18 protein-coding genes are annotated in these 22,118 nt (G+C 39.4%); 10 read left to right on the top strand and 8 right to left on the bottom strand.

The genetic code is table 11. The features are described from left to right. Positions 1 to 402 precede the first annotated feature (402 nt). On the top strand, positions 403 to 1,161 hold the full coding sequence (locus XEN7305_RS16950; RefSeq protein ID WP_006510703.1) for a phosphoadenylyl-sulfate reductase: 759 nt from the start codon (positions 403 to 405) through the stop codon (positions 1,159 to 1,161). A 42-nt stretch (positions 1,162 to 1,203) separates the two neighbouring features. On the opposite strand, the gene XEN7305_RS16945 is transcribed toward XEN7305_RS16950, so the two are convergent. Then, positions 1,204 to 1,737, bottom strand: a complete 534-nt coding sequence (locus XEN7305_RS16945; RefSeq protein ID WP_006510702.1) for a tetratricopeptide repeat protein — start codon at positions 1,735 to 1,737, stop codon at positions 1,204 to 1,206. A gap of 103 nt (positions 1,738 to 1,840) precedes the next feature. Then, positions 1,841 to 2,623: a transporter substrate-binding domain-containing protein gene (locus tag XEN7305_RS16940; protein WP_006510701.1), complete on the bottom strand. Its 783-nt coding sequence runs from the start codon at positions 2,621 to 2,623 to the stop codon at positions 1,841 to 1,843. Between the two features lie 260 nt (positions 2,624 to 2,883). Here XEN7305_RS16940 and sodN point away from each other — a divergent pair, with 260 nt between their 5' ends. Then, entirely contained in the window at positions 2,884 to 3,357 is a 474-nt protein-coding gene (sodN, locus tag XEN7305_RS16935) for a superoxide dismutase, Ni (RefSeq protein WP_006510700.1), read from the top strand. 80 nt (positions 3,358 to 3,437) lie between these two features. Here the strand turns inward: sodN and XEN7305_RS16930 are convergent, their stop codons facing one another. The 3 genes from XEN7305_RS16930 to XEN7305_RS16920 all read right to left on the bottom strand — a co-directional run bounded on the left by XEN7305_RS16930 (position 3,438) and on the right by XEN7305_RS16920 (position 5,922). Beyond that, entirely contained in the window at positions 3,438 to 4,490 is a 1,053-nt protein-coding gene (locus tag XEN7305_RS16930) for a nucleoside hydrolase (protein ID WP_006510699.1), read from the bottom strand. A gap of 61 nt (positions 4,491 to 4,551) precedes the next feature. After that, positions 4,552 to 5,658, bottom strand: a complete 1,107-nt coding sequence (locus XEN7305_RS16925; protein WP_006510698.1) for a metallophosphoesterase — start codon at positions 5,656 to 5,658, stop codon at positions 4,552 to 4,554. A gap of 27 nt (positions 5,659 to 5,685) precedes the next feature. After that, positions 5,686 to 5,922, bottom strand: a complete 237-nt coding sequence (locus tag XEN7305_RS16920; protein WP_006510697.1) for a DUF1830 domain-containing protein — start codon at positions 5,920 to 5,922, stop codon at positions 5,686 to 5,688. A gap of 249 nt (positions 5,923 to 6,171) precedes the next feature. Here XEN7305_RS16920 and XEN7305_RS16915 point away from each other — a divergent pair, with 249 nt between their 5' ends. The 4 genes from XEN7305_RS16915 (at position 6,172) to XEN7305_RS16900 (ending at position 10,146) form a co-directional block, all read left to right on the top strand. Further along, positions 6,172 to 6,384 carry a hypothetical protein gene (locus XEN7305_RS16915; RefSeq protein WP_040898349.1) on the top strand — a complete coding sequence of 71 codons (213 nt, stop codon included), beginning with the start codon at positions 6,172 to 6,174 and terminating at the stop codon, positions 6,382 to 6,384. Positions 6,385 to 6,546: 162 nt separating this feature from the next. Continuing rightward, complete coding sequence (locus XEN7305_RS16910; protein ID WP_006510696.1) at positions 6,547 to 7,527, top strand: ABC transporter ATP-binding protein; 981 nt, start codon at positions 6,547 to 6,549, stop codon at positions 7,525 to 7,527. Between the two features lie 101 nt (positions 7,528 to 7,628). Then, positions 7,629 to 8,300 carry a hypothetical protein gene (locus tag XEN7305_RS16905; protein ID WP_006510695.1) on the top strand — a complete coding sequence of 224 codons (672 nt, stop codon included), beginning with the start codon at positions 7,629 to 7,631 and terminating at the stop codon, positions 8,298 to 8,300. Between the two features lie 73 nt (positions 8,301 to 8,373). After that, the gene (locus XEN7305_RS16900; RefSeq protein WP_006510694.1) at positions 8,374 to 10,146 is read left to right on the top strand and encodes a M61 family metallopeptidase; all 1,773 of its coding nucleotides are present in this window, start codon (positions 8,374 to 8,376) and stop codon (positions 10,144 to 10,146) included. Positions 10,147 to 10,312: 166 nt separating this feature from the next. Here the strand turns inward: XEN7305_RS16900 and hisIE are convergent, their stop codons facing one another. Continuing rightward, a complete protein-coding gene (hisIE, locus tag XEN7305_RS16895; RefSeq protein WP_202951294.1) occupies positions 10,313 to 10,945 on the bottom strand; it encodes a bifunctional phosphoribosyl-AMP cyclohydrolase/phosphoribosyl-ATP diphosphatase HisIE in 633 nt (210 codons plus the stop codon). Between the two features lie 226 nt (positions 10,946 to 11,171). Further along, complete coding sequence (locus tag XEN7305_RS26860; RefSeq protein ID WP_006510692.1) at positions 11,172 to 11,966, bottom strand: calcium-binding protein; 795 nt, start codon at positions 11,964 to 11,966, stop codon at positions 11,172 to 11,174. Positions 11,967 to 12,606: 640 nt separating this feature from the next. Here XEN7305_RS26860 and XEN7305_RS16885 point away from each other — a divergent pair. After that, positions 12,607 to 13,755 carry a PleD family two-component system response regulator gene (locus tag XEN7305_RS16885; RefSeq protein ID WP_006510690.1) on the top strand — a complete coding sequence of 383 codons (1,149 nt, stop codon included), beginning with the start codon at positions 12,607 to 12,609 and terminating at the stop codon, positions 13,753 to 13,755. A 35-nt stretch (positions 13,756 to 13,790) separates the two neighbouring features. Here the strand turns inward: XEN7305_RS16885 and XEN7305_RS28710 are convergent, their stop codons facing one another. After that, entirely contained in the window at positions 13,791 to 15,059 is a 1,269-nt protein-coding gene (locus tag XEN7305_RS28710; protein ID WP_006510689.1) for a calcium-binding protein, read from the bottom strand. A 212-nt stretch (positions 15,060 to 15,271) separates the two neighbouring features. Here XEN7305_RS28710 and XEN7305_RS16875 point away from each other — a divergent pair, with 212 nt between their 5' ends. From XEN7305_RS16875 to XEN7305_RS16865, 3 genes are all read left to right on the top strand, one after another. After that, entirely contained in the window at positions 15,272 to 18,538 is a 3,267-nt protein-coding gene (locus tag XEN7305_RS16875; protein ID WP_006510688.1) for a filamentous hemagglutinin N-terminal domain-containing protein, read from the top strand. A gap of 65 nt (positions 18,539 to 18,603) precedes the next feature. After that, on the top strand, positions 18,604 to 20,139 hold the full coding sequence (locus tag XEN7305_RS16870; protein WP_006510687.1) for a sulfotransferase: 1,536 nt from the start codon (positions 18,604 to 18,606) through the stop codon (positions 20,137 to 20,139). Further along, complete coding sequence (locus XEN7305_RS16865; protein ID WP_006510686.1) at positions 20,132 to 22,042, top strand: tetratricopeptide repeat protein; 1,911 nt, start codon at positions 20,132 to 20,134, stop codon at positions 22,040 to 22,042. The genes XEN7305_RS16870 and XEN7305_RS16865 overlap by 8 nt, the downstream gene beginning before the upstream one ends. Positions 22,043 to 22,118: the final 76 nt, after the last annotated feature.

The raw sequence follows: 22,118 nt of genomic DNA, 5'->3' as shown, positions 1-22,118 counted from the left end.
TTTATCCTTCTGCCCTCTCTCTTGGTGAGCGTTCCCTTGCGCCTGACGGCGGCGCGGGGTCTCACCGCTGCCCTCTGCCCTCTGCCTTCAAGGGCGAAGCCCCGTTAAACTATTTAAGCGTACTTGCCCCAAAAATAATCGGTAGGAAAACAAAAATCTACAAGAATCAGCAAAACGCTGACAGCTCAACACTTATTACTTATTACTTATTACTTCTTACTTATCACTTCCACGCAACCGTACTAGTTGGTAAGGGAGCAGAGCCTTTAGATGGAGACAGCACTACCTCGACAGGGAGGATAATACGTAACCTTAGGTACAAATATTTGTCTTGTTGCCGTTGTATAATCGGAATTAATTTGAGTTGCTAACTTAAAATAATCTATTTTTTGAACATAATATATGATTAGTGCAGCGATCGAGACTCAACCGCTAAATTTAGAATTAGTCAATCAGCAATTAGAGAAAGTAGAAGCTAGTGAATTGGTAGCTTGGGGCGCCAAGAATTTCCACGACAATATTGTCATGACCACCAGCTTTGGTATCCAATCTGCGGTGATGTTGCATTTAGTCACTAGATTGATCCCCGATATTCCCGTGGTCTGGATTGATACTGGTTATTTACCCTCAGCAACCTATCAATTTGCCGAAAAATTAATCCAGAGACTAGAACTAAACCTGAAAGTTTACCAATCATCAATGTCTCCTGCCCGAATGGAAGCGTTGCACGGAAAACTTTGGGAGCAGGACAATCTAGAAGCTTTCAACCACTACGACCAGATACGCAAGGTCGAGCCAATGCAAAGAGCTTTAAGAGAACTTAATGTCAAAGCCTGGCTAGCCGGACTACGTAGTGAACAAACCAAACATCGTCAAACATTGGGCAGGGTTGCCAAACAAGGAGATATTTACAAAATACACCCGATTCTTAACTGGAACTCCCGAGATATCTATAAATACTTGATGGCCCATGATTTGCCCTACCATCCCTATTTCGATCTTGGTTATGTCAGCGTTGGGGACTGGCATTCTAGTCGTCCTCTAACCGCAGATGACACCGACGAGAGAGATACTCGCTTTAATGGACTAAAACAGGAATGCGGTCTTCATCTACCGAAGACCCGAGAAGAAGAAGAAAGCCTCAATTCCAGCAGTCTTTAAACTTGAGGCTTCAATCTGTCTAGAAGTCGCAAAAGAAACTTATTATTTAGAATTAGAACCAACTAAGCGCTTCTTAAGAGATTCTAGGCGTTGTTTTGCGATCTTATTTTCTGGCTCGTATTGGGCTGCTGCTTCGTAGGTTTCTACAGCTTTGACAATCATTTGTTTCTTTTCATAAACATTGCCCAAATTATTTAAAGCAATCACATATTCTGGATAAATTTTCAAAGCTTCTTTGTATTGGCGAATGGCAATGTCATATTGTTCTTGGGCGAAATAAGCGTAACCAATAGCATTGTAAATCAGGGCCTTATTTTCTGGTTCTAGGTCTTTGTCTTTTAGAGCTTTTTGGAAAAGAGTTAAAGATTGCACAAAAAGTTTTTTATCAAGATATAAACTTCCCAGTTCATAATATTCTTGGGCTGTCCCTTTTTGCTCTTTAAGTTTTTTCTGTAACTTGCTAAATTTATTTTCTGAAAGTCTGATTTTAATTACTTCTTTGACGACAAAAAATGCTGCGATTAGCAAAATTGCCAATAAAGTAGAAATATAAACTAAAGGTAAATTGTCATCCATAACCAAATTTTCTTTTATGTATTTATTTATTAACTAATCTATTGTCTATTTATTGATTGGTAATTATTCCTCGTTCCTTCTTCCTTATTCCTCCGTCCTTAATTTAAAGTCCCCAATATTTAATTCTTTCTTGTAACCATCCTGATTCTCGCCAATCTAAAACTGCGTTATTAATTTTGCTCCTTAGGGACTCATATTGTAGCCCTTTGGGCATAACTATACATAAAGCTTCCCCAGATAAACGTTCCCAGAGCAATCGGTATTGGGAATATTCTTGTTCCCAACCCGCCAAGACAGTGCGATCGCCAGCAAAAGCATCAACTTTCCCATCCTCTAATAGCTCCAATGCCTCCTGATAGGAAGCAACGCCCACTAGTTTCGCTTGGGGCAATCGTTCACGAATCACAGCAATAGTGGACGAGTTGTATAGTACCGCAATTGTGCCTGCCATTAAGTCATTGACTTTAGCAAATGTAATATCTTTGGTGATAATGCCTGTGCCATCAAGATAATAGTAAGGACTAAGGGCAACAAGACGACGACGAGATGAGGTATCCGTTACGTTGGCGATCGCGATATCCACATCGTCATTTATAACAACTTTTAAGCGATCTTTATTCTGGACTGGCACTAAATTGACAGCATCCGCATCTCCTAAAATCTCTGTGGCTAAACGACGGGCAATATCAATTTCTAAACCAATTAGATTCTCCTGCTGATCCCGATAGCCCAAAGGACGCAGATTATCCTTAACCGCAATCGTAATTTTGCCGCGATTTTGAATTTCAGCCAATTCTGCTGCGATCGCAGAATTCTGCGGCCTAGGAGAAAATAATATGGGGCCAGCCAAAACTGCGATCGCTAAAGTGACAGGAAATAAGCGCATGGATTTTTTTGATGAAAACCTTACCAATCTGAATTATATGCCGAACGCAGAAAGTTAAAAATAATCTAAGAATTCGTGATTCCCAACTGTTTCTTCTTGCAAAGGCACCCCAAGTCACACTAAGCTATATCGAGGTGGGAGATATAAGCAAAATGCTGTAATGTAAACGTTTGCATTATCTTATCCTCTTCATCGCTCAAGCAATTTACCGTCAATGATCTCTCGAATCATTGCATATAAACAGAGAAATCATAAGTACTATGTTGAAACAAGTTATTGCCAAGATCAAAAATTGGTCTCCTGCACCAGAAGTCCATGCTCATTGCGACGGGCCTTGTGGTGTCTACGATCCTGCTGCTGCACGTATTACAGCTGAAGCAGTGCTATCTATGACTAAAAAAATTCTTGCTCTAGAAGTACCTGATTCTAGTGATGCAGCGGCTACTGTAGCTTATCAAAACACTCTTTCCCGTTTCATTGCCATTAAAGAAGAGCAAGCTCAAAAAACCAAAGATGATATCTTGATTCTTTGGACAGATTACTTCAAACCTGTACATCTTGAAAAATATCCTGAGCTTCACGATACTTTCTGGAAAGCCGCTAAACTATGTTCTGCTTGCAAAGTTGAAGTAAGTCTTGATCATGCTAATGAATTGATGGATGCTGTCCAAAAAATTCACCAAATGTTCTGGGCAACTAAAGATCGTGATGTGACTTACTACAAAGCGAGCTAGGGTTGCTAGATGAAAGTAATGAGTAATAAGTAATAAGTAATTAGCCTACATTAGTTCTTAGGAATTGATGTAGGTTTTAATTATTTAGAACTTGAGAGTAGACGCCTGACTAGCCAGTCTTCAAAAGCAGGTAAATTTTTCCAGGCAGTGGCGCATCGAATCACCTTTGCATTCTCATCAATTAAAGTGTAACCATCATCTGTTACTCGAATGCCCAAGTTTTCCATTTCCACATATTCTTCGGACAAGGTAAGGTAAACAGCTACCATGTCGAACAAAGTAGAACTCTTGACATTGGGATCAACTTTTGTCCAGTCAACATGTTCAGCCCAGCTATCATAGCTTTCAATAAGAGTTCGGATCAAAGCATCTTGAGAACTACGCACTTTGCGATATTTTCGGTCTCTAAGATAAACGATGCCACAAGTATCAAGAGGAGTAATTGTAATATCAGGAAATGCCTCTAACATCTTTCTACAAGCATCGGGGTTTAAGCGGACATTAGTTTCCTGAGTAATCTCGCTATTGCCATCGTAACCATATCTGAGGCTGCCCAACATTGCTTTAATTTTGACATTATTGACAATGCGAGGCTCAATCTCAAGGGCTGCTTTGATGTTGGGGACGGGTCCAATACAAATTAAGGTAATCGGCTCAGGTGAGGCCATAATCATCTCAATCATTGCCACCACACCCTCCTTGTAAACTGGGCCAGGATAATCCGAGATTTTATAGTCACCCAACCATGATTCCTGAGGGCCTGTTCCATCATTTTCATAGATGCCCAAGCCTATAGGAATATCAGTTCTACCCGCAGCTTCGAGATACTTCCCTGCTACAGCTCCACGATATTGAGGATTTCCCGTATCGGTAAGCAGCATCTTCAAATCAAGCTCTGGTGATTTCAGAAGCAAGGCCAAGGCCCAAGCATCATCAATATCACCACCAATATCAGTATCCAAGATGACGGGTATCTTGGCAGCTCTTGGTCTATTTCTTTTCGCTATAATTTCCGTTGTGGGATCGAAAGAGGTTGCACTATTTCCTTTTAATCCATTTTGTAGTATGAGAGTGGCTCCGATCGCGCCTGCTGATAGTGTCAGAAAATTTCGTCTACTTTTAGGCTTGCTCATCCAATTTTTGCTTTTTCTGTTGGCTTACTCCAGTTATCGATGATAACAATTCCCAAAAAATCTAATTAATTGTTAAATTAACCTGATTATCGATTAATTGTGATCTTCCCTGGTCATCGATCGCACCAAATGCCGAAAAATACTCTTGTAGTTGGTCAGGAAATTCGGGAAAGTCGAAAATAGTATCACCCTGGGCTATATCTGCCCAAAAATAACGCAATTGAGGAACATACTTTACTGCCTCTTGAGGATCAAGATTTAAGGGGGAGCAGGTTAGCAAGCTCATCATAAATTTGTCAGAGCGATCGCCCAGAAATTCCCTGGATGTTGTAGCCAAATCTGGCCAACCAGGAACCGAAGTTATCTGATGAGATTCTATTTTGACCGATAAATCCTCAGCATCTTGATTGCTTACCCGAATTATTCGATAGGGATGGGGATAGCTAACCAACGAGCCTGTACATATCTCATAAATATCATCAGATTGGGCAATATCCTGAACATGTAAATGACCAGTGAAAAGCAATTGCACTTGGTATTTTTTGAGAATGGACAATAGTTCCTGACTATTGCCCAACATATAGCGCTGCCCCAAAGGATGTCGGGATTGTCCTGGTAAATGTTCAATCACATTGTGATGAACCGCAACTAAAACTAATTTATCCCGTAAATTTGCCAAACAGCTTTCTAACCATTCTAATTGCTCAGCATCTAAGAAACCTAACTGAGTACCTTCAGAGTCAAACAAATTGGAATTCAGCCCAATCAGTTGCACTCCTGGGAGAATCTCCCGACTGTAATATAGTTGGGAACTATTTTGATAACCAAACTGCTGGTAATATTCAGGAAAATCAGCAATCGCGATCGCAGATTCAGTGGCCAATAAACTCGGAACATCATGATTACCAGGAATCACATAGGCAGGAAAAGGCAATCTAGCCAAACGCTCGACTAACCATTGATGATTTGCAGGCTCACCATTCTGGGTTAAATCGCCAGGCAACAACAGAAAATCTAAATCCAAAGATTCTAAATGCTCTAAAGCTTGTTCCAAAGCAGAGATGCTAACCTCCACTAAATGAAATCTTTTTTTGCCATTATTACTAATAGTTTGTGGTAGCGCAATATGAGGGTCGCTAATAACACCGAAGCGAAAATCAAGATTCATGATCCTTAAAACAGAGCCAAGCCCTGGTCAATCAACTAACAATCCTTCACAGCTAATTCGAGTTGTCTCACTGCTGTTCTTCGAATAAACTTCCAATTCTGCTTCTGGTAGCGCATCAAACAACAAACGTTGTTGAGGAAAAATCACTTTTTCAAAATACCATTCGTCAATATTCGAAATCCGGACAATTTGAATCTGGTCGGTGCGGTTGACATAGCAGCACAGACTAAAGGAGCGAGAATCAACCTTAGATATAGATAACATTGTAATTTTAAAGATAAAAAATTTTTTATTAAGTAAGATGGATTAAACCAAGACAAAGTTCTTGCCTTTTTAGGCCAACCTAGCATTTTATTGCGAAAAGTGCTTACTTTGTTAAGCATTGTAAACTTTCATTTTGTTATTTATTATAAATCTAAAGATTTTCTTTAGATTTGACCTTCAGGGTTTAAGATTTTAATGTTGATTTAAGACTCAACGAATCATTCCCGCTTCTGTTGGAGGTAAAGCGCCTTGAATATTTCACTATTGCGCCAAATTTGGAAGGTAATTGAGCAGGCAAATCTCTACGAATTATTATCCTTAAACGATACTGAGGTGATTACAAGATTACTCGGGCAACTAGAAATAAAAAACCGACTTTCTAGAGAAGAGACTCTGGTCGTCAAGGTTTATCTCAATTCAAAGCTGCCTTTGATCAAGGATTTGGCAGAGTCTCACTCCTAAGAGAGAATAAGTACCTAGGCTTAATATCTGCTTTGAGGTTTGGGGTGTTAGGGGGTTAGGGAATTAGGAAAAATAAAGATAGCTAATGCCGGCAAATAATTAAGGATATTTGGGGAACTATAGGTGATGTACAACAACATCAAATGAATTCCTAACTAGTAAATGTATTCTACTGCTGATTTACCAACTGAGCCAATCTACAATGAACCCATTCCCGTGGTACAGACTTGGAATCTTTGCAAAGTCTACCGCACTGGCTTTTGGATGAACAAAAAAATTGAATCTCTCAAAGATTGCTCTCTCACAATCTATCAAGGAGAAACCTTTGGATTGCTGGGGCCCAATGGCGCAGGCAAGACAACTTTATTAAAAATTTTACTTGATATTACTAAGCCAACTTCTGGCAAAGGAATAGTCCTTGACAAACAGATTGGCGATCGCCGAGTCAAACAAAGAATTGGCTACCTTCCCGAAAATGCTTATTATTATGAATATTTAACAGCTTGGGAATTTTTGGAGTTCACCGCAGGATTGTTTCAGATTCCTCGGGCAGTGCAAAAGAAACGCATTATCGAATTATTGAATTTAGTAGGATTAGCCCAATCCACTGCCAAGAAAAAGAAGCTTAAGCAATATTCAAAGGGCATGTTGCAAAGAGTGGGCATGGCCCAAGCTTTAATTAATGATCCAGAGATTGTCTTTCTCGATGAGCCGATGTCGGGATTGGACCCGATGGGAAGATATCGGATTCGCGAGATTATTTTATCTTTAAAACAGCAAGGAAAAACTATCTTTTTCAACTCCCATATTTTGGCAGATGTTGAGCAAATATGCGATCGCGTTGCGGTTCTAGCTTTAGGAGATTTGATTTGTCAGGGTTCTTTAGATGAACTTTTAGGCACTAGCAATAGTTATCATGTCACCATTAAAGGTGGCGATTCCGAACAACTAACCCCTTGGCTCACTAATTTAACTTGGGAACATAATCGTTGGCATGGTCAACTCCAAAAAGAACCAGCAGAGTTTATCTCTTATTTGAAAAATATTGATGCCCAATTAGTTCGTATGAATTTGGATCGACTCACTCTCGAAGCATTTTTTATGCAACAACTCAGAGAAAGAGGCATTGATTTTAGTCGCTAAGAAGATAGCACTTAATTTAATGACATGAAAAGAGATTAAGATTGATTGTAGAATAACAATTAATTTACAAAACGCAACATTTTTAATAAAAATCTCTTTTCATGCAGCAGACATCTTTAAACATAATCGCGATCGGAATTTTTATCATGACCGTATCGACGATCTTGGGGCCTATTCTAAATATTCCCCCCGCAGTTCCTGCCATAACCACTTTTGGCATTCTGGGTTTAGCAACTATCGATACTTTAAGTTGGAATAATAAAGGGGCTACTTTATTTTTAGACTTATTTGTCACAAGTGAACAAAGGCAACGAGTTATTCACCACGAAGCGGGTCATTTTTTAACAGCTTATTTTTTGGGAATCCCCATTACAGAATATAGTTTGACAGCTTGGGAAGCTTTTAGAAAAGGACATTATGGGCAAGGAGGAGTTGTTTTTGAGCCCAATTCGGCAATCTCCAAAACTGTAGATAAAAAAGATCTTCCCTTAACTTTAGATCGTTTATGCACTGTTTGGATGGCAGGGATTGCTGCTGAAAAATTAGTTTACGATGAGGCAGAAGGAGGACAGGAAGATTGCCAACAATTACAAATAGCTTTAAATATGGCTGGTTTCCCCAATACAATTTATAGTCAAAAAGAACGTTGGGGACAACTACAAGCAACTAGTTTATTGGAAAGACATAAGCGAGCTTTTGATGCCTTGGTCATCGCGATGGCCGAGAGAAAATCTGTCACCGAATGTTGCCAAATAATTCAAGAAAATTGCTAGTCTTAAATAAATCATTAGAGATTAACAATCGCTTACCCATTACCCATTACCTGTTACTTATTGCTTAAACTAAATGACAGAATCTACTGCTATTAAAAGTCCAGAATCAACCAAAATCAACACAAACATACTTTACCAAGTAGGAATGTCTCAACCGACTTCCCATCTATTTGAAGTTACGTTGAATCTTACTAATTGGCAAAAAGATCGGCTAGATCTAAAAATGCCTGTTTGGACTCCTGGCTCTTATCTAGTCAGAGAATATGCCAGACATTTACAAGATTTTTCGGCAGAAGATAGCAGTAGCCAACAGTATTTATCAAGCAAAAAATTAAGTAAAAATCACTGGCAAATAGACACAAAGGACAGCTCTGATATTACTATCAATTATCGAGTATATGCTAATGATTTGACGGTAAGAACAAATCATTTAGATGCCACTCACGGTTACTTTAATCCTGCTGCTTTGTTAATGTTTATTCCAGGGTTCACTGACAAGCCAATCACAGTCAAAATTGTCCCGACCCAAGCGGACTGGCAAATAAGCACAACTTTACCGTCAGTACCTAAGGCAACTAATACTTATCTGGCTCAAGATTTTGATACATTAGTTGATACTCCGTTTGAGATTGGAACCCAAAAAGTTTGGGATTTTGAAGTTTTGGGAAAACCCCATCAGTTTGTGCTTTGGGGACAAGGAAATCTCAATCGGCAACAGATAATTCAAGACACTAAGAAGATAATTGAAACAGAAGCTGAACTTTTTGGTGGGTTGCCCTACAGCAAGTATATGTTTTTATTGCATCTGTCTGGTAGCGGTTATGGTGGGTTGGAACATAAAGATTGTTGCACTCTTAATTATCCTCGTCTGGGATTTCGAGATAAGGATAAATACAATCGTTTCATGCAATTAGTAGCTCATGAATTTTTTCACCTCTGGAATATTAAAAGAATTCGGCCTCAAGCTCTAGAAACTTTTGATTACGAACAAGAAAACTATACCAGTTCTTTATGGTTTTCCGAAGGAACTACTAGTTATTATGATATTTTAATTCCTTTGCGTTCGGGTATTTATAATCGCAAAAAATTTCTCGAAAATCTGAGTAAAGATTTGACTCGTTACTTAACGATTCCTGGTCGTAATGTCCAACCCCTAGGAGAATCTAGTTTTGATGCTTGGATTAAACTATATCGTCGTGATGGCTATAGTGATAATAATCAGATTTCCTATTATCTCAAGGGACAATTTGTTTCTTTATTATTAGATTTATTGATCCGAGAGCAACATCATAATCAGCGATCGCTAGATGATGTGATGCGTTTGATGTGGGAGCGTTTTGGTAAGGATGAAATTGGTTTTACTCCTCAGCAGTTGCAAAAAACTATCGAAGAGATTGCCGAACAGGATTTGAGTGAGTTTTTCCATAGTTACTTAGAAACTACCGTAGAATTACCTTTCGATGATTACCTCAAACCTTTTGGTCTCAGAGTGAAACCGATTCAAGACAAAGAACCTGTTCCCCATTTAGGATTAAAAGTTAATACCGAAAATAACCGAGAAGTAATCAAATTTGTGGAAGCCAATTCTCCCGCTGAGCTTGCAGGTATTAATCTTGGAGATGAGTTACTTGCGATCGCAGGCATTAAGGTAAAATCTGGAGGATTAAATGAACATTTGAAAAACTATCAACCAGGCGATCGCATATCTGTGACCATTTTCCACCAGGATGAGCTAATCACTTTCCCTGTCAAGCTAACAGAACCACGAGCAGTTCGTTATGAAATAGTTCAATGCGATAATCTGAGCGAGCAACAAAAGCATAATCTAGCAGGATGGCTCGGCTAGAATTTTTCGTTATATTAAGATTAAAAAAATTCAGACAACAAGACTTATATAAACTTAAAAAGGGAGCCAACGACTTGCCGTGTTTCGTCTTGGCTCCCTTCTTAGTTCACTTCCTCACACGCTTGTAATGTTAATCTTACTGAAGATATTTTGTCAAGATTTCAGATCAACTCCTTCTTTTATCTAGTTGACGATAAACATCGCGCAGATCTACTTTATGGTAGGCCAGGGCAACTAGAGTGTGATAGAACAAGTCTGCAACTTCCGAAGCGATCGCATCTGGATCGTCATCTTTACAAGCCATCACAACTTCGGCCGACTCCTCACCAATTTTCTTGAGAATTTTATTATCTCCCCCCGCTAGCAACTTGCAAGTATAAGACTCGGCGGTGGGGTTAATAGCGCGATCGCGGATAACCTGAAAAACTTCAGAAAGGGTATCAGCTGGGGGCGCATCTTTGTGATTATTGACCTGGTGAAAACAGCTTCGCTCTCCTGTATGACAGGCAATATCACCAATTTGTTCAATAGTCAGCAACAAAGCATCACTGTCACAATCGTAACGAATCCCGCGAATTTTCTGGAAATGACCAGAAGTTGCCCCTTTATGCCATAATTCTTGACGAGAACGGCTCCAGTACCAGGCTTCTTCTGTTTCTAAGCTTTTTGCCAAAGACTCTCGATTCATCCAAGCCATCATCAAAACTGTGCCATCGAGATAGTCTTGTGCGATCGCGGGAACTAGTCCTTGTTCGTTGTAACGGATTTTGTCTAAAGGAACTGCTTGGCTAAGAGACATTGGTGAATAAAAACTCTTTACGGGAAGCCCATTATACATTTTCTTTGTCAGTTGACACAATGACATAAACCGCGTCTAGTTTGAAACCTGTAGTTTTTGTCATTGTTTCGGGAACAGGGAATAGGGAATAGGGAATAGGGAACAGGGTTTGAGGCCTCTATAACTTTATTTCAAAACTCCATTTCTCAATATGGACGCGGTTTACCTTGAAGTTAGACCACAAGCCTTAGATAAACTCAATATCATCTGCATCAATATCAAGCCCAACATCTAGCTGAATGATTTCTTGCCCATTAAGAGAAATCCTCCCAGTATTGGGATCATAACTAGCCTCGTTATTATCGGCTACTCCTTGAATAACAATAGAATCTTCTCCTGGTTGAAAATCAGAGATGTCATTCAAATTATTAGGAACTTCCTCAGCAAACAAAAACTGGAAAGTATCAGCACCAGCACCACCATCTAGAGTATTATTGCCATCTGCTACGATGAGCAGATCATCTCCAGAACCACCACTCAAACTATCATTACCATCGTTAGCAGTCAACATAGATTTGATTGCCGCCAAAACTCCGTTTAATCCAGTTTGGACCTGGTTAAGATTCGTACTAGGAATTTTAGCAACAGTGATGTTCTCGCCTACTAAATTCACATTTTCCACATTTAGACTGCCGTGAAGAGTGTCATTTCCTGCTCCCCCTTCGAGGACATCACTCCCAGAAGTACCTCCCAGTAACAAATCATCACCTTCATTACCCTGAAGGACATCATCATCTGCCCCACCATCGAGGGTATCGTCATCATTACAACCTAAAAGAGTATCATTGCCACCTCTTCCTTCAATAGTATCTCCACCGGATAAACCACCCAAAACATCGGCCAAATTAGCACCCGTAATGGAATCTCTCTGGGCTGTGCCATTTAGCCTGTTCTCTCGATTTACAAAGCCTTGAATATCAAGACCCCCATTAGCATTGGGTAATTCACTAAAAGGGTTAGTCGGATTAACAATAGCTGACATTGTCAATTAACATCTATAGTAGATGTTGAAATATATTAAACTGTCCTAACTACTAGATTACTACCTTTTTGAGAGATAGTACAAACAATCTCAGAAAATATACTGACTCAGTTTTTTCTTAAATAATTTAGCAACCTGATTTAATGTAGAGCGTTTCTCAGATTCATGGGGTAGATCTTGATGTTCTCTATTGCCGATTCCCTATCTTGGTGAGCGTTCCCGAAAGCAGAGCATTATGCATCTCATCAATTTGAGAATGGCTATATAGCTTTTTAATAAATGAACCATGCGTTGCATTACATTTTATAACATTTGATATTGAATATGTTTTAGACAGAACGCTTTTTAATAGATAGACTAAGCTCAAAAAAGCCTCAAAACAATCCAAATATGACATTCTATAACATTTGGTATTTAATATGTTTTAGATATAATAGACGAAGTCATGTTTTGTATTATTAAGTTTATATAAATCTAAACACTAAAATACGGTTTTTCCTGTTAATTTTTGGTGTTTAGTCGTTTTTTTGTGTGTTTTAAGCTATACTTCGGGGAACAATGACAAAAGAAATGTACTTCTTCATTTTATTGTCTCATCTATTATTTTTATTATCTTATCTATTTAGTATTCATCTAAAATATGCGATTGCAACAGTATCAGAATCAAGAATTAAAGAATTTACTGAACTCTCAACTTAATCAAAATACTAACGGAGTATTAACAGTAGAAACGCAAGTTAGCTCATTGCAAAAACAAAGAAGTGGTGTACTGATAATCCATAACGGGGCCCTGATATATGGAGGGTCAATAGTACCCAATAATCTTCAACTTGCCGAGAGTATAGATTCTAGGATAAATAAGAAGTCGATTAACGCTACTCTTTCCGCAGCTGGCAGAACATTAACAGACCCCAAATCTGTTCAAGAATTACTAGAAATATTGGTTCAACTTGAGATTCTGACCTGGAAGAAAATTAATGATCATCTTCATAATCAAATTATTTTAATGTTGGAAAGATTTGTGACTTTTCCGGTAAAAGTCCAGTATCAAAACTCAAATGATTTCGACCTTATAGCTAATGAAAATTATCAAGGGTTTAATTGGCAAGAATTGGAAGTCGAGCTCAATTACCGTCGCATACAATGGTCAAGCTTAGCTTCCAAGATTTCTTCAATGGACACAGTGCCTTATGTGAGCGAAAGTAATTTGCTAAAAGTGAGTGACCCCAAAGTAATCAGCCATTTCCATCACTATGTTGATGGACAGCGAACTTTGCTTGATATTGCGCTGGCAATGAATAAAGATCCTTTGAAAGTTGCTAAATCTTATTTTAATTGGGCTAATTCTGGAATGATAAGTTTTGATAAGACTTCAGCAGCTGATTCCCCAGCTGGGGCGATCCCAAGCAGCAAAGCAGCTGCTAGCTTGCCAACAATTCTGTCTGTAGATGATAGTCCTATTGTTCAACTTTCTATCAAGCGAGCTTTGACCGAGCACTATAATGTGCTCTGTATTAACAATTCCCTAGATGCCTTAAATATCCTCAGTCAAAAACAAGTCGATTTAATATTACTTGATTTAACTATGCCCGATATGGATGGTTTAGATTTTTGTAAAACGATTCGCAAAATTCCTAAGTTCAAGAATTTACCCATTATTATGGTGACAGCAAGAGACGGCTTGATCAATAAGATGAAAGGTCAAATGGCTGGCACAAATGGTTATATGACAAAACCATTCAAACCTGATGAATTGATTGCGACTATCCAGAAATATGTCGTGGCCTAAGTAATTTCCCCGGATTTTGAGCCTAGGTTTTACCTTTAGAGAAACTCGACATCGTCTTCATTAATCTCAAGACCAATCTCAAGTTGAATTATGGCTTGCCCATTAAGCGCAATAACACCCGTTGTGGGATCGTAACTGCGCGCAGCGGCATCACTAATGCCCTCAATGATAATTGAATCTTCTCCTGGTTGAAAATCAACGATTTGATTGGGATTGTCAGAAATGATTCGGGCAAAATTAAATTGGAAAGTATCTGCCCCAGTCCCGCCACTAAGAGTATTATCTCCATTCGCAACAATTAAAAGATCATCTCCTGCATCTCCACTGAGACTGTCCTTGCCATCATTGGTGAATATAGCTTCGATGCTAGAGAGAAAGGCATCTTCCGCCGAGAGATCATTGCCAACTCCCGCTTTGAGAGTATCATTCCCCGCACCTCCTTCTAAAATATCATTGCCCAGAGGGCCGCCTATGATTAGGTCATCCCCAATTCCGCCTCCGAGGAGATCATTACCTCCTCCCCCATTGAGGGTATCGTCACCTGCCCCGCCACTGAGGCTATCATTGCCAGATAGACCAGTTAAGACATCAGCTAAACTGCTGCCCGCGATCGCATCTGACTGAGTTGTTCCATTAACTGTATTGACAGCCAAATATTCAATGTCTTCAAGGTCGATCACAAGTCCTGGGGTTAGTTGAATGATTCCTTGTCCATTAAGGGCAAGCCTTCCTGTGAACTGATCGTAAGTAAAGTCTCCGGTCGGGGCGCTTCCTTTGACCAGAATTTTTTCACCTCTTTGGTAATCAGCAATTTGATTCAGGGTTACTACCGGCTGTTGAGTGAGATCGAACTCGAAGCGATCTACTTGCAATCCTCCACTAAGAACATTGCCACCGCCCACGGCAACAAGCTTATCCTGACCTGAACCACCATCGAGTATGGTTGTATTAGGCCCAGCAATTAGAGTATCATCACCGACTCCCCCTAGGAGGGTGTCGAAACCTGTGCCGCCAACGAGAATATCGTCACCTTCATTGCCTTCTAGTAGGTCATTTCCATCCCCACCTCGCAATAGATCATCTCCTTCGCAGCCTAAAAGGTTATCATCACCAGCTAATCCTTCAACGGTATCGTTGCCAGCTAAGCCACTCAACAAATCTGCCAAATTACCGCCAGAGAGAGAATCTCCAGTTGAGGAGCCGTTAATTCTATTGGTGCCACTCTCAAAACCCTTAATATCGAAGCCTCCATTGGGCAGTGGTAGAGAACTCAAAGGGGCAGTGGGATTGATAATAGCTGTCATCGCAAAGAAGTTTCAAAGTAAACAACAAAGAATAAAAGATTATTTCAAAAGTGATATTAGCACTTCTTTAAAGATTAGTGAATCTAGTGAGAACTATACTCGCGAGAATTAAGTATACTTAGGTAATATTGCTGAACTTGCTCAACAACATCGCCAGCAACTCTCCGAATTTTAGCGATAGTTTTCCGTACTTATTCTGAGAAAAGACCATTATGTTTGTCAATTCCAAACCCCAAAACATCATATTCACAGCTGGTTTGCTTTGCCTATTCGCCCCGTCATTATCAGCACAGATCGTACCCGACGGCACAACAAATTCAACAGTCGAGATTAACGGAAATGAGTTAACAATCCAGCAAGGCGATCGCGCTGGCGATAATTTATTTCATAGTTTTCAAGATTTTTCCGTACCGACTGATGGCTCAGCATTTTTTAATAACTCGGTAGATATTGTCAATATTTTCTCGCGCGTTACTGGAGGCAATATTTCTAATATCGATGGGATATTGGGAGCAAATGGCACCGCAAATTTATTTTTGATTAATCCTGCGGGAATTATCTTTGGAGAAGGTGCCAGTTTAGATATTGGAGGTTCGTTTTTTGGGAGTACTGCCGATAGTATTATTTTTTCTGATGGAGAATTTAGTGCCACTGATTTAGATAATCCCCCACTCTTAACAATTAATGCCCCTATCGGATTTAACTTTCGCGACAATCCAGGAGATATTGCTAATCGCTCTGTAGCGCAAAATAGGGGAAGTAATATTATTGGTTTAGAAGTTACAGCGGGTAATAATCTTACTTTAGTCGGGGGAAATATTGATTTTGAGGGGGGAGAAGCCACCGCCAGAAGCGGCCTAATCGAATTAGGAAGTTTGTCCAGTGCAGGAACTGTGGGAATTAATGCCGATGGTAGCTTGAGCTTTCCCGAAAATGTCTCCCTAGCAGATATCAATCTTCGTGGTACAGATTTAGATGTTAGAGGGACAGGCAGCGGCAAGATTATCATGAACGCCCGCAATCTCAACCTTGAAGCTTCAGATATTCAGAGTAGTCAGGTCAGAGCAGGAGTCATCGTCAACTCAACTCCGGCTGAAGCCCCAGTTGGGGACATTAGGATTAATGCCACAGAAAATATAACTGTTGATAATAGTATAGTTCTTAATCGAGTCAATTCAGTAGCAGTAACAGATGCAGGAAATATCAGTATCACCACTAATTCTCTGAATCTCAATAACGGGGGGCGAATTGATGCTAGTACTGCTGGTCAGGGAAATGCGGGTTCAATCGCAATTACTGCTGGCGATACAATTACTATCGATGGTGAAAACTCACAAGGCAGCACTAGTGGGGTAACCAATCTGGTCAATTCGGGCGCAACGGGAGATACTGGGGGCATCACGATTACTACAGGTTCTCTGTCTTTGTCCCGAGGAGGACGAGTTTCTGCGAGTACCTTTGGGGAAGGGGATGCGGGTTCAGTGGCCATTACCGCTAGCGATGCCATTACTATTGACGGGGAAAATTCTCGGGGCAATCCTAGTGGGATAACTAATTCAGTCAACTCAAGCGCTGTGGGAGATTCTAGAGGTATCGCCATCTCCACAGATTCTCTGTCTCTCACTGATGGGGGAAGAGTTGAAGCTAGTACCTTTGGGGAAGGAAATGCTGGTTCAGTGGCCATCACCGCTGGAGAGACAATTAATATTGACGGGGAAAATTCTCAGGGCAATCCCAGTGGGGTTAACAGTTTCGTCAATCGAGAAGCAGTGGGAAATTCAGGTGGGATCGTTATCAGCACAGGTTCTCTGTCCCTGACAGATGGGGGACGAGTCTCTGCCAACACTTTCGGGGAGGGAGATGCGGGTTCCTTGGCAATTACTGCTAGGGATCGGATTACTATTGACGGGGAAAATTCGGGGGGTACTCCTAGTGGTGCGAACAGTCTAGTCAATCAAGGAGCAGAGGGAAATTCAGGCGGTATCGTTGTCAGCACCGGTTCTCTATCTCTAAATGACGGAGGGCGAGTTGAAGCTAGTACTTTTGGCCGGGGCAATGCCGGCTCAGTAGAGATTACCGCTAGTGATGCAATTACTATTAATGGGACAAATTCGCGGAACGTTCCTAGTGGGGTTACCAGTCAGGTCAACCCAGACGCCGTGGGGGAAGCCAGAGGTGTCACAATTACCACAGGTTCTCTGTCTCTGACCAACGGGGGACGAGTTTCCGCTAGTACCTTCGGACGGGGCAATGCAGGCTCAGTAGAAATTACCGCTGCCAATGACATTCTTATTGACGGGAAAGATTTAGATGATCGTCTTCCCAGTCGTGCCACCAGTTTAGTTAATCAAGGAGCAGTGGGCAATGCAGGGGGTGTTACCATTACCGCAGGCTCCCTAACTCTAACGGATGGGGGTCTAGTCTCAACCGCTACCTTAGGGCAAGGGGATGCCGGAGATGTGACTGTTAATGTCAGAGAATCAATCATCATTAGTGGGCTCAGCGAGTTGGCTCGTGCTGGTCTATCTGCTAATGCTGTGATTCGCAACGGGAATGGGGGCAATGTGAATGTTGTTGCCGATGAAATAACTATTGATAATGGGGGCACTATTGAGGCGAGCAACTTTGATTCTTTAGGGATTGTTAGTCCAGGGACAGGAGAACCAGGAAATATTAACATAACCGCCAACTCCCTGAGTTTAAACAATGAGGCGAGAATCGATACGGCTACTCAATCTGAAACTGGGAATAGTGCCAATATTAGTCTTCAAATCGCCGAGAATATTACATTAGATAATAACAGCTTTATCTCCGCAAGAGCTTTTTCAAAGGCAGATGGGGGCAATATTAATATCAATGCAAAATTTATTATTGCTTTTCCCAATGGCAACAATGATATTATCGCTAGTGCACAACAAGGACGGGGAGGAAACATTGACATTACAGCAACAGCTCTTTTTGGAATCCAGGAAAGACTTCAAAATCCACTGACAAATGACATGGATGCCAGTTCTGAGTTTGGATTGGATGGGAACGTTTCCATTGTTACACCTGATAGCAATAATATTCAAACCGAGATCCAATTACCCAATAATCCGATTGCGACAGAACAGACTGTTGCTCAAGCTTGTTCAAATACTACCATTGCCAACACAATTAGTGGTTTAACTATCAAGGGAAAAGGAGGGATACCTCCTAAACCAAATCAACCGTTTGATTCTGATACCATTATCGTCGATACAACAATTCCGGACTCTAACGCTCAAGCTCAAACTGCCGCGTTATCTAATTCGGAAGACTCAACCAAGGTCACTCATCAGTACCCAAACATTCAACCTATCAAAACCAGCATGGGAGATATTTATCCAGCCAGGGGCATCATCAAAACGGTCGATGGGCAAGTTATCCTAACAGCCTACAAGAATAGTGATATCAATATTCGGACTCCTCATGCTTCTGCTAACTGCGCTTCACCATAAATTATTGCCATGGCCGGTATATAATACTGGGCGCTAAATATTTATAAGTAATAGGATTTGGTTGAATGATTGCCAAAGATACTAGCAAAGTTGAAGATGATGGTGATTGCTTAAAACAAGCAGGAAAAATAAAAGAGGCAATTGATTTTTATCAACAAGCGATAGAGCTTGCTCCCAATAATGACCGTTACTATTTTAAATTGGGTAAATTATTGCAGGAACAAGGACAAATAACGAATGCGAGTATCTATTTTCGACAATCCATTCAACTAAAACCGGAATATTCTTGGTCCCATTATGCTTTGGGAGATATTTTTACTCAACAAGGTAAGCTAAAAGAAGCTGTTGATTGTTACAAGCGGACAATCGAACTAAATCCTGATTTTTCTTGGTCTTACTATAAATTGGGGCGTATTTTACAGGAAAAATATAATCTAGAAACGGCTAAGGTTTTTTATGAAAAAGCTATTGAGTTGGAGCCAGATTATGATTGGGCACGTCAATTCTTGGCAGATGTCTTAACAAAGCTAGAGGAATATAGACTGGCTCTAGATTGTTATCATCAATCAATTGCTTTGAATTCAGATTACTTAAAGACCTATGAGGCTCTGGGTAAAATTCTACGGAATAGAGATCCAGATGTACTGATCAAAGACATTCAAAAATTACAAACTAATTCCAGAATCGAGCAAGCTTGCATAAAAGTTTATTTAGGACAAGCACTGCAAAATCACAATCAGCATCAAAAAGCAATTCAAAATTATGAAAAAGCGATTGAAATTGAGCCTTATTTTGAATTACCTTATGAGTTGATTCGAAAAAGTCATGGATCTCCAGAAACTATAGATAATTATCAAAGGTTCATTGTCCTTTGTCATCCGAGGACTGGGTCTAATTTTTTAGGTAGTTTGTTACTGTCTCATCCTCAAATTAGAGCTTTTGGGGAAATGTTTTCTGAAGACAATGAACTTCACTGGTTATATTCAGGATATAAATCCCGGCGAATCATTGAGCTACGAGAGGAAAATCCAATCTACTTCATTGACAAACTTATATATCGTCAAACTTTTCCCTCTTTTGTAAAGGCAGTCGGCTTTAAACTATTTTATTTTCAGCTAAAAAATAGACAACATGTCATTTGGCAATATTTGAAAAAACTGAAAAATTTAAAAATAATCCATTTGACAAGAAAAAACATGTTACATACCTATGTTTCTCATAAGCTAGCAACTATAAGCAATCAGTGGAAGTTGATAAAAGAAGAAAAGAATAGTAGCAGATTTTCTTTATCAGAACCAATTGTGATCGATTATGAAGAATGTCTAGCTACATTTAAGCTGGTGAGATATTGGGAAACACAATATGGCAATTTTTTTGATTTATCTACACAGCAGTATTGCAATGTTAACTATGAGGATTTAGTAGGCAAGACTGAACAAGTAACCAATAAGTTACAGGAATTTATCGGAGTAGATCGACAACCGTTGACTTTCTCTACGATAAAGCAAGGATTAACCCCAATGAAAGAAATGGTTGCGAACTATGATCAACTAAAAAGAAAATTTCAAAATAGTTGTTGGGTTGAGTTTTTTGATGAGTAAACAAAGGGCACTTAGACTATCTAAGCAAGCGAAGAAACTGGGGAAAGCTGGAAAGCTTAATAAAGCCATTGCTTGTTACCGACAAGCTATAGAATTAGATGCGGATGCTTACAAATATTATTATCAATTAGGAAATTTGTTGTTGGAATATGGGCTGCTGGTGCAAGCAAAACTTTATTTTGAGCAGGCTATTAAGTTGGATTGTCATAACTCTTGGGCATATTATTCATTGGGAAAAATATTAGTCAAACAAGGTAAGATTCAAGCTGCCATTGATGCTTATAAAAAAGCGATCGCATTGAAACCAGATTTTTCTTACTCCCATTATGAGTTAGGCCAAATTTTCTCTAGTCAAAATAAACTTGATAAAGCAATCGATTGTTATAAAAAAGCTCTACAATTAAATCCTGATTATTCCTGGGCACATTATTTTTTGGCGAAAATCCTAGCTAAAAAAGAACAGATTGATCTGGCGATCTCACACTATAGCCAAGCAGCACAATTAAACCCTGATTTTTATAATTCTCACTATGAATTAGGCCGCAATCTGCACAGAAAACTCCAATATCAAGCAGCAATTGATTGCTATCTGAAGGTGATTGAGCTAAAGTCTCAGCATTTTTGTTCTTATTATTATTTAGGGATTGCATTTGCTGCGACGCAAAGATACCTCCAAGCAATTGATTATTACGAACAGGCGATAGAATTAAATCCTCAATATTTGTCAACTTATTTTAGGTTAGGCCAGATTTTATTAATTCAGGGGCAACAGGCGATCGCAGATTATCGAGCATCACTTAAAACTAAATCCCAGTTATGGCAAATCTATTTTGAACTTGGCTTAGGACAAGCTTGGGAGCAACAAGGCAATTTTGACACGGCCCTCGACTGCTATATTAACGCTGTTAAGATTGATCCAAAACAAGAATTACCTTATAAAATCCTGCAATATATCAAAATTACTCCACAAAAAATCACTGAAATACTTCTTTTTTATCAGAAATTAACAGAGAATGATCCTAGTTTGGATTTAGCTTGGGGAAATTTAGGAGATGTCTTTACTCAATTGGGGCAGCTAGACAAAGCAATTCGTTGTTATCGCAATAGCTGCTATCACAATACGATTAACAGTAATATTGAATTAACTCAATCAAATTGGACAACAAAAAAACAAAAAGCCCCTGATTTTATTATTATTGGCTCAGCAAAATGTGGGACAAGTTCTTTGTTTGCCTATCTGCAAAAACATCCACAGGTTTTACTCCCTCATAAAAAAGAAATAAATTTCTTTGATGAACATTTTGATAAAGGTCTTGATTGGTACTTATCTCATTTTCCCTCAATTACGGACTCCGAGAAGTTGACTACTGGAGAGGCCAGCACCCAATATATATTTACTCCTGAAGTAGAACACAGAATATATAATGCTTTTTCAGATATTAGGATTATAATTATGCTGAGAAATCCGATAAGTCGAACTATCTCAGATTACTATCATCATGTGAATCGTGGGCTAGAAACAAGAACACTACAAAAAATTATTTCTCAAACAAAAGAGCACTTAAACAACTATAAAAAACAGGAGCTAGAATATATAATCAAAGGATCTGATTATATTCTAAAGAGTATTTATTTGTGGCAAATTCGTCGCTGGAAAAATTTTTTTCCCAGTAACAATATTCTAATCTTAAATAGCGACTATTTTTTTGCAGACACTGCATCAGTCATGGAAAAAGTCTGGCATTTTTTACAATTAGATTGTTATTCCGCTGGCTCATATATAAAATATAATGTAGGCATTTATGAATCTTGTACTGATGAAATTAAACAAGAATTGGAGAAGATTTTTAACCCTTATAATCGCAAGCTAGAAGAATATTTAGAGATGAAATTCCATTGGTAAAATATATTCTTATCATAAATATTTAGCGAAAGACAAGATTTCGTTTGAGAGTCATAGCGTAATTCTCAAACATAAT

Source organism: Xenococcus sp. PCC 7305, from assembly GCF_000332055.1.
Lineage (GTDB): Bacteria > Cyanobacteriota > Cyanobacteriia > Cyanobacteriales > Xenococcaceae > Xenococcus.
The sequence above is the reverse complement of the archived record's forward strand: the minus strand, read 5'-3'. Positions and strand labels throughout refer to the sequence as shown.